Annotated in this window: 12 protein-coding genes; 4 read left to right on the top strand and 8 right to left on the bottom strand. The window is 38.4% G+C overall.

Annotated features, from left to right (window positions below):
* The 4 genes from J536_RS26480 to J536_RS09860 all read left to right on the top strand — a co-directional run.
* Positions 1–75: hypothetical protein (locus J536_RS26480; RefSeq protein WP_416202123.1), on the top strand; the 75-nt coding region annotated here is incomplete at its 5' end.
* Entirely contained in the window at positions 66–1,094 is a 1,029-nt protein-coding gene (locus tag J536_RS09870) for a spore coat U domain-containing protein (protein WP_032055808.1), read from the top strand. The genes J536_RS26480 and J536_RS09870, both read left to right, overlap by 10 nt.
* 554 nt (positions 1,095–1,648) lie before the next feature.
* Positions 1,649–2,815, top strand: a complete 1,167-nt coding sequence (locus J536_RS09865) for an MFS transporter (RefSeq protein WP_205625442.1) — start codon at positions 1,649–1,651, stop codon at positions 2,813–2,815.
* Positions 2,816–2,970: 155 nt separating this feature from the next.
* Positions 2,971–3,474 carry a hypothetical protein gene (locus J536_RS09860; protein ID WP_002115710.1) on the top strand — a complete coding sequence of 168 codons (504 nt, stop codon included), beginning with the start codon at positions 2,971–2,973 and terminating at the stop codon, positions 3,472–3,474.
* A 48-nt stretch (positions 3,475–3,522) separates the two neighbouring features.
* Here J536_RS09860 and accC read toward each other — a convergent pair whose 3' ends face one another.
* The 8 genes from accC to J536_RS09820 form a co-directional block, all read right to left on the bottom strand.
* A complete protein-coding gene (gene accC / locus J536_RS09855) occupies positions 3,523–4,890 on the bottom strand; it encodes an acetyl-CoA carboxylase biotin carboxylase subunit (protein ID WP_002115704.1) in 1,368 nt (455 codons plus the stop codon).
* A 17-nt stretch (positions 4,891–4,907) separates the two neighbouring features.
* Positions 4,908–5,327 carry an acetyl-CoA carboxylase biotin carboxyl carrier protein gene (gene accB, locus J536_RS09850; RefSeq protein WP_000354611.1) on the bottom strand — a complete coding sequence of 140 codons (420 nt, stop codon included), beginning with the start codon at positions 5,325–5,327 and terminating at the stop codon, positions 4,908–4,910.
* Between the two features lie 17 nt (positions 5,328–5,344).
* Entirely contained in the window at positions 5,345–5,800 is a 456-nt protein-coding gene (gene aroQ, locus J536_RS09845; protein WP_017480934.1) for a type II 3-dehydroquinate dehydratase, read from the bottom strand.
* A gap of 235 nt (positions 5,801–6,035) precedes the next feature.
* Entirely contained in the window at positions 6,036–7,361 is a 1,326-nt protein-coding gene (locus J536_RS09840; RefSeq protein WP_017480935.1) for a Y-family DNA polymerase, read from the bottom strand.
* Positions 7,362–7,629: 268 nt separating this feature from the next.
* Positions 7,630–9,867, bottom strand: a complete 2,238-nt coding sequence (locus J536_RS09835) for a TonB-dependent receptor (protein ID WP_017480936.1) — start codon at positions 9,865–9,867, stop codon at positions 7,630–7,632.
* 153 nt (positions 9,868–10,020) lie between these two features.
* Positions 10,021–10,794 (bottom strand): HpcH/HpaI aldolase family protein, encoded by a 774-nt coding sequence (locus J536_RS09830; protein WP_032062809.1) that lies wholly within the window; start codon positions 10,792–10,794, stop codon positions 10,021–10,023.
* A complete protein-coding gene (locus J536_RS09825; protein WP_032062808.1) occupies positions 10,787–14,314 on the bottom strand; it encodes an IucA/IucC family protein in 3,528 nt (1,175 codons plus the stop codon). The genes J536_RS09830 and J536_RS09825 overlap by 8 nt, the downstream gene beginning before the upstream one ends.
* Entirely contained in the window at positions 14,311–15,516 is a 1,206-nt protein-coding gene (locus J536_RS09820) for an MFS transporter (protein ID WP_032062807.1), read from the bottom strand. The genes J536_RS09825 and J536_RS09820 overlap by 4 nt, the downstream gene beginning before the upstream one ends.

Below are 15,516 nucleotides of genomic sequence, written 5' to 3'. Positions count from 1 at the left end.
TCATGCCAAGTTGATTTTGCGTATGAAAATAAGCAATACAGTGCTAAAAAATTGGGGCCTTATGTATGTCGATAAATATTGCTAGCTTTAACCAGCCGACAACTTTTAAAGGTCTTTCATTTATCCTGAAATATTTTTTGGGAATGAGCTTGCTATGCCTGATCTTTACATTTTTTAACTCTGCCCATGCAAGTTGCACAGTTACAGGGACACCTTCTGGTACATACACATACACTGCCGCAACAATTAACAATGATGCAGTTCTGACATACACGGGAACAATACGTTGTTATGGGGGGCGTACAACACCAGAAATTTCAGGTTATATGTGTATGAAAACTGTATTTACGGGAACAACAAATGCAATTAACAGTGTTTCATTACCTTACACCGTCACAGCAACTGTAGGTGGAGCTGGGTCTTCTACCACCAATCAAAATTCGAATGTCTGGTATGGTCCAGTAAGAACAGTCGCTTCAAATAATGTTATTAGTTACTCTGTAAATATAAAAGTACCAGCCCGTACAGGGTCGCTCATGGCATACCCTAAAGGAACCTATACTGGCACGGTTCAGCTATTTTGGGACATGCAAGCAAGCTCTAGCACTGTGTGTGAGGGCGATAGTGGTGGAGGTTGGGACTCGGGTAATACCACTATAACTGCTAATTATGTTGTGCCAAGTTTGTGTCAAATAGATTCAACATCAAATGTCGATTTTGGAAATATTAATGATATTGGTAAGACTACTCGTGATTATACAGCTCAAGGAGTGGTAAATACGACCTGTAATAATGGACTGCCATATAGTATTTATTTAGGGGATGGAAATAACCGTATTGCTGGTGGCTTTAGGCAGATGACAAATGGTAGTGGTCAATATATCCCATATCAGTTATATCAGAACTCGAATTATAGTGCGGTATGGGATACTACTGGTGGTGTAAGCGCAGTTGGAGGTTCTGGAGGTGTTTCTAAAACAGGTTCGGGCAATTCTCAGGGTACAAATGTCTATGGAAAAATTCCGCAAGGTACCACTATTTCAACAGCTCCGGGTAATTACTCAGATGCGATAGTTGTTACAGTAACTTATTAATTATTTATTGGAATTTAATGTTGAATATATTTTTAGAGGTTGAGTTGAACACTTAGCATTTAAAAAGTGGTCTATAAATTTGGTGTTTAATTGTTCTAATTTAAAAGAGGCAAATAGGTTTTTTTAAACAAAAGGTAGGGGTGATAAGTAGTTAGCGGTAATGTTGTTTTAGGATGAGTAAAAACAGAAAAAGACAAATTAAAAAAATAAGAAAAAACATCTGATAAATATATACCTTATGAATATTAAATGTATTTTTACACAAGTTAACAGATTGTACAAATTAAATTACAGTTCTCTTTTCTTTATTTATTCTTTCTTATCAATAAAAAATACTTATAGAGACAAGTCGATTCTCAATAATTTAATGATTTGTATTGGAAAACAAAGTGTTAAAATTGAAAAGCTCAGATGCTCTGATATGTTTAATTGTATTTTATTCGGTGAATCTACGAATCGAAATTTGTGGATGCTTAGTAGTACTAAAGACAAATGGCTACAAGCGTGACAGCTATCCCGAATTTTAACCTCATGAAAATACAAAGGTTTATAAATTGTTTCAACCACTTACTATCCAAACTCGACTTGGTGGATTCTACTTCTTTTACTATTCCATCGTGGGCACATTCATGCCTTATTGGAATTTATATCTTCAAGATCAGGGGTTTAATTATCAAGAAATTGGTGTTTTATCATCAATTGCGATTGTAACTCGCTTTTTTGCGCCTTTAGTTTGGGGTTGGATTGCTGATAAATCTGGTAAGCGGATGTTGCTTGTTCGGATAGCAACTTGGATGGAGTCATGTATATGGTTGGCTATTTTTATAGTGCCAAATACTTTTCAATCAGTTGCTTTGCTTATGCTTATTTTTAGTTTCTTTCAAAATGCGATTTTAGCTCAATTTGAGGGAGTGACTTTATTTTGGTTGGATGATCAAAAAGCTAAACTTTACGGCAAAATTCGTAAGTGGGGATCGGTTGGGTTTATTGTTGGGGTATTCACTATTGGGGCTATTTTAGAAATAGTGCATATTTCAATGCTCCCAATTTTACTATTAATTATCGCGTCGCTAGCGTTTATTTGGTCTTTTACAATCCGAGAACCTGATAGCGCGCCTACTTCCCAAAAACATTTAGAACCTTTACTTCCTGTTCTTAAGCGCCCAACAGTGGCTGCATTTTTTGCAATTGAATTTATTCTACTTTTTTCACATGCGCCTTTTTATAGTTTTTATAGTAATTTTCTGAAATCTTTGAATTTCAGTACGACTGAAATTGGATTTTTATGGGCCATGGGCGTTTTTGCTGAAATTTTTATGTTTTCAATTGCCTCAAAGATTTTTCAACGTTTTTCGTGGCGCAGTTTAGTGATAGTGTGTCTGCTAGTGACGAGCATACGTTGGATGCTAGTTGCAGTATTTTCACATTATTTTATTGGTCAACTTTTTGCGCAGTGCTTACATGCCTTTAGTTTTGGTTTATTTCACTTGATCGCAATGAGAGTTATTTTTCAAAACTTTTCTGCTGGACAGCAAGGGCGTGGACAAGCACTTTATAGTACCATGTGGGGGTTAGGTGTAGCTTTCGGTAGTGTTCTGGCTGGGCATTTCTGGAAAATTCTTTCTGGTGAACTCATCTTTATGTGTGCCAGCGTGGTTGTGCTCTTAGGTTTGTGCTTTGTAAAGTGGCTTCCGAAACAAGTCGATTCTTCAACTACCTAAGCTTGAGATCATGCAAAACAAAGAATTTATATTGAAAAAAGCAAGTAAATATAAAATTGTTTGATGACTTGTTGTGACACGTTACAGTTGAAAAATATTGTTTTTATATGGTTATGGAGCAGTGATTTTGTCAAAAAATATGCTAACTTAACTTCATGCGTTTAATGATTAATAAATCTATGAAAAATATTTATATTATTGGATTATTGTGGGCTTGTTCTGGTTTAGCTGTGGCAGAAACGGCTACTCAACAGCCAGCTGAACAACCCGTTCGGACTGCAAGTAATCCTAATGCTATACGTATTGTTACGCGCCCTGAAATTATGGGATTGTGGGGAATGGAAATTCCAAATAATAAGAAATGTGTGGAATATTATAACTTTCGTAGTAGTAATGATGTAGTGATCAAAAGCGGTCAGGAATGGTCTTATGGTATTTATGAATATCAACCATCTGATGACCCTAAAGAGCAGCTAGCCGCTTTAGTAATGCAAATTAAATTTGACAATAATAAAGTAGATTGTTCTGGTCAGAAACAAGACCAAACAGGTGATGTCTCACAATATTTTGTACAATGGAAAAACGACCATACAATCAATTTCTGTTCAACGGCTAAGGGTGAGCAGTGCTTTGCGACTTTACGTCGGGTATTACCATAAAATGGTTGATATAAAAAAAAGCCTCTTAAAAATAAGAGGCTTTTTTTATTATGCAGTTTCAGCTTTCTTTTCTTCCACTTGCTTTAACAAGTGTTTTTCAAGGTAATGGATATCCATTGCTTGAGAGCAGAAGCTCTTATCTTGCAAAATAAGATCTTTATGTAAAGGAATATTTGTTTTAATTCCTGTAAGGATCATTTCATCTAGCGCTTGACGCATACGAGCAATTGAAGTTTCACGGTCTTTACCATGAGAAATCAATTTAGCAATCATAGAGTCATAGTAAGGTGGAATGCTGTATTCTGGGTAGATATGAGAATCTAAACGAATACCAGCGCCGCCTGGCGCATAGAAACTTTCAATTTTACCTGGTGAAGGTAAGAATGTTGTTGGATCTTCTGCATTGATACGGCATTCAATTGCATGTCCTTGAACTTTGATATCTTCTTGTTGAAGCTCTAGTCCTAGGCCACCAGCAATGCGTAACTGTTGTTCAATAATATCGACACCGGTAACCATTTCAGTTACAGGGTGCTCAACCTGAACACGAGTATTCATTTCAATGAAGAAGAATTCACCGTCTTCAAATAAGAATTCAAACGTACCAGCACCACGATACTGCATCAACTGACATGCATGAACACAAGCTTCTAAAATATCAGCTCGAGCTTGCTCTGGTAGGTTTGGTGCAGGTGCTTCTTCTAGTACTTTTTGATGGCGACGTTGTAATGAACAGTCACGGTCATATAAATGAATTGCATGACCATTACCATCACCAAGAACTTGAACTTCGACATGGCGAGGTTTTTGTAAGAAGCGTTCCATGTAAACGGTATCATCACCGAACCACATTTCTGCATCGCGCTGCGCTGCTTGAACTGATTCAAGTAGTGTATCTACACGCTCAACAATACGCATACCACGACCACCACCACCAGAAGCCGCTTTAACAATAAGCGGGAAGCCGATTTCTTTCGCTTCTGCCAAGGCATTGTGGATGGTTACTGCATGGTCGCAACCTGGTACAGTAGGTACGCCAGCTTTTTTCATGGCAACAATCGCAGAAACTTTATTCCCCATAAGGCGGATATGTTCTGGACGTGGGCCAATAAAAGTAAAGCCTGAGCTTTCTACAATTTCAGCAAACTCAGCATTTTCTGAAAGGAAACCATAACCCGGGTGAATAGCATCAGCACCGGTAATTTCTGCAGCAGTAATAATTGCCGGGATATTTAAATAGCTATCACTACTTGCGCCCGGACCAATACATACTGCTTCATCAACAAAACGTAAATGCATCAAATCCTTGTCGGCATCTGAATAGATACCAACAGTCTTGATTCCTAATGTTTTACAAGCCCGGGTAATACGTAAAGCGATTTCACCACGGTTTGCAATTAAAACTTTTTGCAACATAGACGTCCCCGGGGTAATTACGCGCGATAACGGAATAAAGGTTGACCGAATTGGATAACTTCACCATTTTTTACTAAAATTTCTTCGATCACGCCACTTTGAGTTGCTTCAATTGGGTTCATGATTTTCATTGCTTCAATAATACCCAAAGTTTCACCAGCAGATACTGTTTGACCTACTTTAACAAATGGTGCTTCACCTGGGCTTGGAGCAGCGTAGAACACGCCAACCATTGGAGAAGTTTCAACTGCTCCACGCGGTGTTTTTGCAACTGGTGCTTCTGCAACAGGAGCAGCCGGAAGTGCTACACCAGCTGCAGCAACGACAGGATTGCGACGAGTTAAAGCGATTGATTGATCACCTTCTTTAACTTCGATCGCTTGCAAGTCAGACTCAATCATTAAATCGATGAGTTTCTTAATTTTGCGGATATCCATGGGCGACTATTCCTAAACTAGTTTGGGTTAGATGGTTGAATTTTTTCAATAGCGTAATCGAGTGCAAAACGATAGCCTTTTGCACCTAAACCACAAATCACGCCAATTGCTTTATCAGATAAATAAGAATGATGCCTGAATGCCTCTCTTGCATGGACATTCGACAAATGTACTTCAATAAATGGAATGGCAACGCCAAGTAGGGCATCGCGTAGAGCAACAGATGTATGGGTGAGGGCTGCAGGGTTGATAATAATAAGTTCTACGCCTTCAGTTTGAGCCTGATGAATACGATCAACAATGGCACCTTCCCAGTTGCTTTGAAAAGTATCTAATGTGAGTGAAGCTTGTTGAGCTTGGCTAATAAGTTGTTGGTTAATATCATCTAAGGTAAGATGACCATATACTTCTGGTTCGCGTTTTCCCAGCAAATTCAAATTCGGTCCATGAATCACCAAAATGGTCGAACTCATTCAGATTGCTCCAGCTCTAAAGTTGCAAATATTCTTTGCAAGATGTCTGCAAAGTTTGCTTATTATGGCATATGTTTCTACAATTTTTTTATAATTTGTTTTCATCGTCGCAGAAAGGGTATACCAAATTCGGCTTATATATTGTAAATTTTGCGATGATTTAGCAATGTTAAAAAATGACAAAATTTCAAGTAATTTAATGGAGCTTATTTTAAACTGAATTGACAAAAACAGTTCATGTATTTTGTGTAACGGCTATAGAGTTCTCTCCAATCACTAATAGCTCATTCCATCGAGTTAGATAATTTTTTGAACGGTGGCATTGTTTCATGTGCCAAGATGGATTACGGGAATGATAACCGACTTGTAAATAGTGACTACCGAATCGGTTACGAACTGTGCTGAGTGTTTGCATTAATTGTTGTCTTTGCTGAATCAACTCAAGAGGTTGCCATAAATCATCAATATGATGTTGACGAGGATGCAAACCACAAAATAAAACTCCAATCTTTATATATTTTTTATTTTCTTTATATAAAACATCTATTTGCTGCATGGCTGCTTTTGTTAATATGCATAAATCATCTGTTGCATAATTTAACCCTATCGCTTGAGAAGACGCTTTTTTATAAGGTGGTTTATCTGTTTTTTCATAAAGTAAGACTTGAACACAGGCACACAACTGTTCTTGTTTCATTAAACGGCGATGGGCTCGGTTAAGATGAAAAATAAGTGCTTGTTTAATAATCTCAATACTGGACAAAGCTTGAGCAAAACTGCGTGATGCTAAAATTCGTTTGGTGACAATGGCAGGATCGTCGAGTTGAATACAAGATTGGCCTTTTAGCTCACGAATGGTACGTGCCATAACCACAGAAAAAGCTTTTGCTAGATGATGCTCATTGGCAAAAGTTAAGTCTAAGCATGAATAAATCTCATAGCTACGTAATTGTTTGACTAATTGATAGCCAATTCCCCACACTTCTTTGACTGAAGTATGTTGCATCAGGTCTTCAAGAAGCAAAGGATCTAAAGTAGTGAAATTACAAATTCTATTAAAGCTTCCAATTTTTTTAGCATAGTGATTGGCTAATTTTGCTTGAGTTTTTGAATATCCGATGCCGATACAACAAGGTAAGCTTAACCATTCTTCTAAGGTTTCTACGACTTTGACACAATAAGAATGGATATCTAAAGATTGAAGGTAAGGGGTAAGACGAATAAAACATTCATCTATAGAATAAGCTTCTAAATCATCGGGCGAGAAAAACTCACCAAGAACTGAAAAAAAGCGACGTGACATTTCAGCATATAAAGTGTAGTTGCTTGAATAGACGTGTACACCTTCTTGAAGAGCTTCTTGTTCGATTTGATACCATGGGATACCCATTTTGATACCCATATTTTTTGCTTCTTCACTACGTGATACAACACATCCGTCGTTGTTGGAAAGTACTACGACTGGTAGGCCAATAAGTTTGGGATTAAATAGTCGCTCACAACTCACATAACAATTATTAATGTCTACGAGGGCGTAAATTTCGCGATGTGAGATTTCCATTATGATTTGCCCCATTAAAAATATTGGTAAAACTACATATTGATATTGTTTTCATAAACACAGTGAGGGAAAGTGCTGGATGAAAAATTTGTATCTTGAATACGTAACAAAATCAAGTTAACAAAATTTTTAGCAGAATACTAGAGTGGTTCTGTGGGTTTAACTTAGGTTAACCATGGAAAAAATAGATAAGGATTTAATATTTTTAATAAGAAAAAGGAGATCACATGGATCTCCTTTTTGTGACACATTCAATGTCAGTTTTTGATTACCATTTATGGCTATAAGAAACTTTCAGCGTTGCACCATTTGCCACTAAATGGCTAGTGTTATCGCTAGTTCGTAATAATTGGCTATATAGAGGATAATACTTGCGGTTAAACATATTCTCTAAACCAATCGTCACAGTGTCTTTTTTGTTAAGGGCAAAGCTACTGATTAAATCTGCTGTTGTATAAGATTTTACATCATAGCGACCAAAACTATTTTTGCCATTTAAGCGGTAATCTTCTGAACCGAAGTAAGTGGCTTGCAGGCGGTTCGTCCATGTTTCCGTTGGGCTATAAGAAATATAACCTGTTAGTTTTAATGGTGGAATACGGAAGCCTGTCATATCTTGTTCAGCACCGTTTTGCGGCTTTTCACGACCTTTCATCCACGTAACACTACCACCAGTTCCCCAAACATTGGCATCGTCAAGATAATCAAATGTTGCTTCAACACCAGTGACTTTTTCTTTGGTTCTAGCGAGTACTAAACCATTGTTGAAAGATTGCACCGCACCTAGGTCGGAAGTAGAGTGGAAGACCGCTAAACTTGAAGAGAAGTTATTGAAGTTTCCTTTCCAGCCCAACTCGTAGTTATCTACTTTTACGGGTTCTAAGAATGATGAACCAAGGTTAAAACCTTCACCAGCATTACGAATAATCAAACCAACATCAGGTAATTGGAAACCTTGGTTAAAAGATGCATAAATCGAGTGTTGGTCATTTGGAGAGAAAGTCACATTAGCATTGTACAACCATGCATCAGCTTTCACTTTTCCGCCCTCAACGGTATAAGGGTTAGGCTTACCTAATTGTGATAATGGAACAAAGCTATCAATTTGGGCATAGCTATCTTCATAACGCGTACCTGCTTCTGCTGACCATTGGTCATTAAAACGGTGTTTTAACTGTACAAAGCCACCCACACTTTGCGTGGTGAGTTCAGGTAAATAAATAAGTTTGCCAATTTTTACAAACTCTAAGCCACCAGATTGATCATAAATTTTTTGATCGAAAATATCTAAAGGCATTTCGCTTTTTTCGCGGCTAAAGTCACCGCCCCAAACCAATGAGGTGTCACCTAAAAACTCAAGTGGTGTGGTAACAGTTAAGCGGCTACCGAGTACATTATTTTCTTGATAGATCTGATCTACTTGTCCTCCACGATTTGCATTTTTTCGTGCATCAAATGGTGAAAAACGTGTAAAGAAGTCGCGATAATAAATTTGTGCATCAACCTTATTACCAAAAAAGTCTTTATGGTTATAAGTTAAATTGTAGATCTGGTTTTCGTTTTTATTTTGGTCTTTGAGTTTTAAGCCTTTAATTGCTTTCGCTGGTACAGTTCCAGCAGGAGCATTTTTCACACTTGGGTCAGATGCATAATCTGAGTCTTGCTCGGCATTATAATAGTTTGCAGCGAATTGTAGGTATTGGTTGTCATCAATATGATAACCAAGTTTACCACCGATACTATAGCCATCAGAATCATATAAATCGCCCTGACTTGGTTCTGGTGCAACACGGTCACCACTTGCATCGTACGGGCTACCAATACGCTGATAACCAAAGTCGAGTGCATAGTCAAAAGCGTTAAAGCTGCCTGTGAAATATTGATGAATATCGCCACTTAAAGCATTAGAACGGAAGTTTGTTAAAGGTGTTTGTAGCCCAACTACGGTTTTAGCTGTAGGTTCGCCACCAGCCGTTTTCGTGGTAATTGAAATAATACCACCTGCAGCGCCACCACCATAAATTGCGTTACTGCCGCGAATTACTTCAATGTTCGCAATACTTTCAGGATCAATTGCTGAAAGTCCTCTTGATGTGTCGCGTGTCAGGTTCATTGGAACGCCATCGACCAAGATGAGAGCATTACGACCACGTAAAGTTTGACCATAATCGGTAATGGTTCGGCTTGAGTCTGATAGGCCCGGTACGGCTTTTGCTAAAACGGTTGCAATACTACCAGATGAACCATTTCTTAAAAGTTCAATTTGTTTTTCATCTAGCTTGGTCACTTGCTTGGCCGAAGTAGAAAGTTCATCTGCGCGTGAAGCGGTAATTGTAATTGTAGGAAGTGCCTCAGGCTTTTTTTCAACATCTGTTGTCTCAGAGGTTGAGGCTGCAAAGGCCGAGTTTGAGAGAAAGATGGCCCCACCAAGTGAAAGGAGTGGAATGATATTTTTTACTTCAGACTTCCTCGTAAAAAGTTTGTGACTTTTTATCTTATTTCCCATTGTCTCGCCCTGAGAGTGATTTTAAATTTGTCGAATTATAAGTGAGAATGATTGTAATTCACAATATCGTTGTTGGACAAAAAATAATAAAATTTATTTTTATTAATTGTTGTGTAGAGGAAGGTGCACCCATCGCTCTACACAACTGAAAATTTATGAGATTTCTTTATAAGAATTCAAATGATTTTGATGGGCACGGCGAATAATGCTGCGGTCATCACCGAGTACAAAAAGCTGAACGGATTGTTGTTTCCACGCTGCAATATCTTCAGGTTGGCGTGGAATAGCACAGAAATGCTTTTGACTATTTTTAGTCTTTATATACATCTCTTGAACTTTTTCTTTCACTTTTGGATGGCTAGATTGCCATGGCATTCCCATTGATTGGGAAAGGTCGGCAGCACCTTCTAGAATAATATCAATACCTTCAACTTTTAATATTTCATCTAGTTGTTCTAGTCCTTCTAAGCTTTCAATCATGGCAACGACAACCGTTTCGTTTGCTGCGTGTTGAACAAAACTAGCTAAATCATCTATGCCATATCGATTTAACCTTGTCGAGTTGAGACCTCTTTGCCCAAGAGGCATATAGTGACAATAGTTCACGGCTTCTTGTGCTTGCTGAGCATTTTCAATATGTGGAAACACAATACCCGTTACCCCTGCATCGAGCAGAGGTAGAACTAAATGGTTGGCGTTTAACGGCACCCTGACAAAGACATCAAGACTCATGGCTCTAGCGGCTAAAATCATGGTCTCGACTTGAGACGTACTAAATAAAGTATGTTCCAAGTCGATAATAATAAAGTCGTAGCCCGCAAGTGCCAGTTGCTCGACATTAACTGGAGAAGCTACGGAACAAAATATTCCGTAGAGCATCTCGCCATTTGCTATTCGTTTCTTAAAAGAAATCGAATGCTTATTCATATTCAATTTCCTTAATGAGGCTGAGCGGGTTCGGAGTGGTTTGTACTCTTAAGCGAATTTCTGGAAGGAAACGGCGGCTTGCGAGCTGTTCAATATCGATGGTGTCATCTGTAAAGTTAAACAATTCATATCGTTCGCTAAACTCTGGGTGAGCTTCTTTATGCTGATTAATGATAGTTCTTAACATGGTCCAGAATTTGATTTCATCGAAGTCATAATGTTCATTTAAGAAAATTGCTAACTCGGCCAAATTTACAAACCAAAGTGCATCTTGAGTAAAGTCTCTTAACTCATTTGGAGAGTGGGTTTCCAAGAACGAGTTCGGGTTAATTTTGGCATGTTCCTTTGGTGCATCTTGCAAGTTAGGTAAAAGCTCCGGCTCACGTAAAAGATGACGACTAAAGCGAATTCCATCGTGGAAATCTTTCAAGGCCGCTTTAACGGGTAAACCATTTTTATGAATCAGAACCATGTTTTGTGCATGTGACTCTAAAGCGAGGCCGTGGCACCATAAAATATGCATGATTGGTAAATATGCATTGGTGAGTAATTTTTCTAACCAGAACTCGATACCGTACTCTTGAATCCACTCATCGATTAGCGGTTTTTGGTCTGTATCGAGTTGCATTAGTCCTGTTACTGGCGTTGCCGATTCGCCTTCTTTTAAGTAGCTGTAAATACTTTCGCGCCAAATGCAGGCGAGTGCGCCGTATTGAACAGGTAGCGCAATTTGCTGGTTAACTGAAAGACCGCCGATCTCTCTTAAAATAACAGGCTTACGCTGTTTTTCTAAAATATGGTCTTGTTCAACAATGTTATAAAGCCAATCACTCATTTTTGCCGCATTTTGAACGGTATGTGGCGCCAATACACGAGAGGTAGAAGTATTGACCAAGTTCATTGCCAATTTAAGAGAAAGCGCCGAGATATCACTAATATTTGATAGGGTTCGAATCGATTGCTGTGGTAAATAAGTCGGACCTTCAATATCTAACGGGATGATCAGTTGGTTGCTGATTGCATCTTGATAATATAATTCAATAATTTTATCCCACTGCCACGGGTGAATTGGAGTGAGGATATAATCTTTAAAATCTACATTTTGCTCTTTCAATTGATCGTTAATGGCTTGTAGATCTTTTTCTGAAAAATGCTGTTTATAAAGCTGCTCTAAGTTAATGGTTTCACTTAAAACCAGTTTACATAAACTATTATGAGTCGCGACCCATTGAACCGTAAAACCTTCAGAAAGCTCGGGTGCATATTTCTGGTTTTCTTTTAAATCGAAGCCGATACGAGACTTAAAACTTGGGTGATATAAATGTGCATTGGTAATCCGTGCTTCTTGTTCTAAATAAGACAAGGTTCTTAAAGGTTGAGCAGGGGCTTGGCTTAAAGTTTGCGCATGTTTAACGTAAGTTAAATTGAGTTCATCATTAAAGTTTTGCCATTTAACTGGGTCAGCTTCAATAATATTTTTTAGATCGGCAAGTAATGTTTTTAAGTTAGGGCGAGTTTCAGTGCCTAAAGTAATATCAGAACGGACTAAGCTTGAAGGATCTAACTTAATTCGTTTAAAACTAAAGTGTCGTTTGGCCGCGCAGGTATAAAAAACGGTATCGGAAATATAGAACTTGATTTGACCTTTAGAAAACTCGTATTTAAAAGTATTTTCAAAAATGAGTGCTTCTAATAATTGGCCCATCACGCGATTTTCCGCGAGGGTTTTATAATTGGTTTGTTGTGTTGGTTGAAGAGGGCAAAGTGCTTCTGCGCCGCGATATTTATAAATAGGGTTTTCAACTTCAATCCAGATTGGGTTGCCACCACTATGGTAGAGCGTATTTAACATATTTGCCTTGATTGGTAATGTGAGTGAATTAATTAATAAATCGCGGTATTGCTCACCTTTTGCGCTAAAATTTTCTTGCGTGAGCGTAAGGCGTGTGGCTTGCCAAAGTTCAGATTCTTCAATGGCCGTAACTCGTGCAATTGCACTGATGAGATGAGCAATGTGATTGATCACAAGGTAATATTTTAAAAAGGTCCACGCATCTTTCTGAGAGAACCAAACGGTACTATCTTCAGAAATAGATGAGTCGTCTTTTATCATTTCTGGAACAATGCTAATGCCTTCCATGTCTCGAAGAATAAGGCGATGTGGATAGCCGTTTTTAAATTCCATTAAACTATTTTGCATGTGCGCTTCTACGCTAATGCCTTTATTTGCAAACAACTCAATTAATGGAATCAGTGAAACTTTAACGTACTGTTTCCACCAGAAAGTAATGAAGTCTTTCGCGTCTTTCGATTGTAGATTTTGATTCGGTGCCGCTTGCTGAATAAAGCTTAAAAGTGGGATTTCATGGTTTTCATTTTCTTCAACCAAGCCGCCCAGCATTCGGGTATTTTCTAATACATCAGTAGTGAGCCCAGCTCTATAGAGGATGCCAAATGAACTTTCAAGCTCTGGAATTTTGACTGTTTTTGCCTCTAACTCCGGCAGAATCACAAGGTCTGGATATTGCTCACTAATCTTGTGATTAATAATAATTTTGCTCGCATCAATCGCGCGTTCCATTTCATCCATTGGGTTATTACGAATGAAACTGGTAATTCGTACATCAATTGATAGCTTTAAGAATAGATTTGATTGAGGCAACCATACTGTACGAACGGATGAGGTCGGCCATACGGTTTGACCTAAAGCTCCCAGATAGATCACGTCTTGGCTATCTAAATGTTTCTTTAAAGATGGATGTTGAAGTAAGAAATTAGCTTGCCACGGATGGGTTGGCATTAGCTCGTAATTTGCTAAGTTTTCTTGTAAACGTTCTTTTGCAGTTTTTAAAACTTCATCTTCAATACGATGAGAAAGCTGTTCTTCACTTACAAGCTTTTGGATTAAAGAAGAATGGATTGCAAAGTAATGAAGTTGGAAACTTGCGCCTAACTCAGGGCTATATTTTTTCATGTCTTCTTTAGAGAAACCTAAATTGGCTTTAGAAGTCACATGAAAAGGGTGCCCATATAACATGCCTTGTTCGGTTGCCTGAAAACCACTTAACGCTTTAGTTACTGTTTGGGAAGGCTTATTTTCTAAAAAGAATTTTGTATTTTCGATACTATTGGCAATATCGGAGTACAGGTTTTTATTTTGGTTTTTATCTTTAAATAAACTATTCAACTCGTCTGTAATCAGCTTCACTAATTTTTTTGGGTCGGTGAGCGAGTCAAATGTATTGTCGTTTAAATTTTGCAGAACAAAACCACGTTGATATCTATGATAACCAGTGGTGGATAGATGCTGAACTGCACCATAAACAATCGTATTAGATGCATTAAAAGTATAAGCAAAATACAGGGTGTCTGGGCGCTCTGCATACAGTGTGAATAAAGGAGAATCTTGAGCTGGGATAATATGCTTTTCAAGATTTACTTTGAGTTCACGAAAGAAAGTATTCAGGTACTGTTCGAAAAGTTTATAAGACCATGCATCGGTTGTAATAATTGAGTTCATTCTTGTGCCTCTTCTAAAATTGTATCTATTAAGAATCTGTTCAAAATCACCACTAATCCCGCACCGATAAAAAATAGTGAGGTGCAGATTAATGCAGCAGTAATATTGAAAAATGAGTAGGTGAGCGTGATCGTGATTGGGCCAATAAGTTGTCCTAAGACAAAGGCACTGTTAGAAATACCAATCACTTTTCCTTGGCTTTGAGCGCCGGCTTTTAGAGAAATTGTGTGCAAGATCGAAGGAATAAGGGCTGCAAAGCAGAAGCCTTGTATGAGTCGTAATACAAGAATCAGCCAGAGATTAGAAACCCAGATCAATGCGAAAATCGTGATGCCGCAAATTAAGGATGCGTAAATGAAGTTATTAAAAGAATCTCCTTTATCATCATTTCTTTTTCCCCAATAGGTTGCAGCAATAAATGCTGCTCCCCATGAAAGCGCATGAATTGTTCCCGTTAAACTCGCAGCAGATAACGATGAGTGAGTGCTTTGGCTTATTTCACTAATGTATAAAACGAAGCATGACACCAAACCAAAGCCGCCCGCTTGAACCAAAATGCCGGCGCTTAACCATGAAAAAATCGTTCTATCAAAGAAAGCTGGAAGCTTAGATTTCTCTTTGGTTTTTGTGGTTTCGGTTTTAACGGGATTGGTTAATACAAATGACGCAATCACAATGAGTGTCATCACAACAAATGCTGTCGCGTTGAGTAATACTTCAACCCGCCATTGATCCATAAATATCCCGCCGAGCACGGGACCACATAGGCAAGCTAGCGCAACACTACTTTGTAGTTGCCCAAAAGCGGCACCACGTTGTTGTTCATTAGAAAGATATGAAACATAGGCATTTAAAATCACGGAAAGACCGCAAAAACCCAGTAAAATTCGCGCGAAAATAAACAGGTATAAATGCTGGGCGCTCGCCATGAGCAGTATTGAAATACAGAAACCAGCCAGAGAAAGTAACAAGGCTTTTTTATGGCCGAATGTGTCGGATAGATGACCCACAATTGGTGCTGTAAATAAGCTGCCAATAGCTGGAGCTGCGAGTGCCAAACCTGCCCAGATAGTGGGAGCACTCATATGCGCAGTCAGTTTTTCCATATAGAGCGGCATGATTGGAATCAGCACCATGAGCCCGAAAGTGGAAAAAAACTGACAGAGCAAAATAATGAAATGATCTAGGCGAGATGAGCGCAT

This window comes from Acinetobacter sp. 809848, assembly GCF_000581275.1.
GTDB classification, from domain to species: Bacteria; Pseudomonadota; Gammaproteobacteria; order Pseudomonadales; family Moraxellaceae; genus Acinetobacter; species Acinetobacter pittii.
Note: the sequence above shows the minus strand (reverse complement) of the source record. Positions and strands in the feature narration are given on the sequence as shown.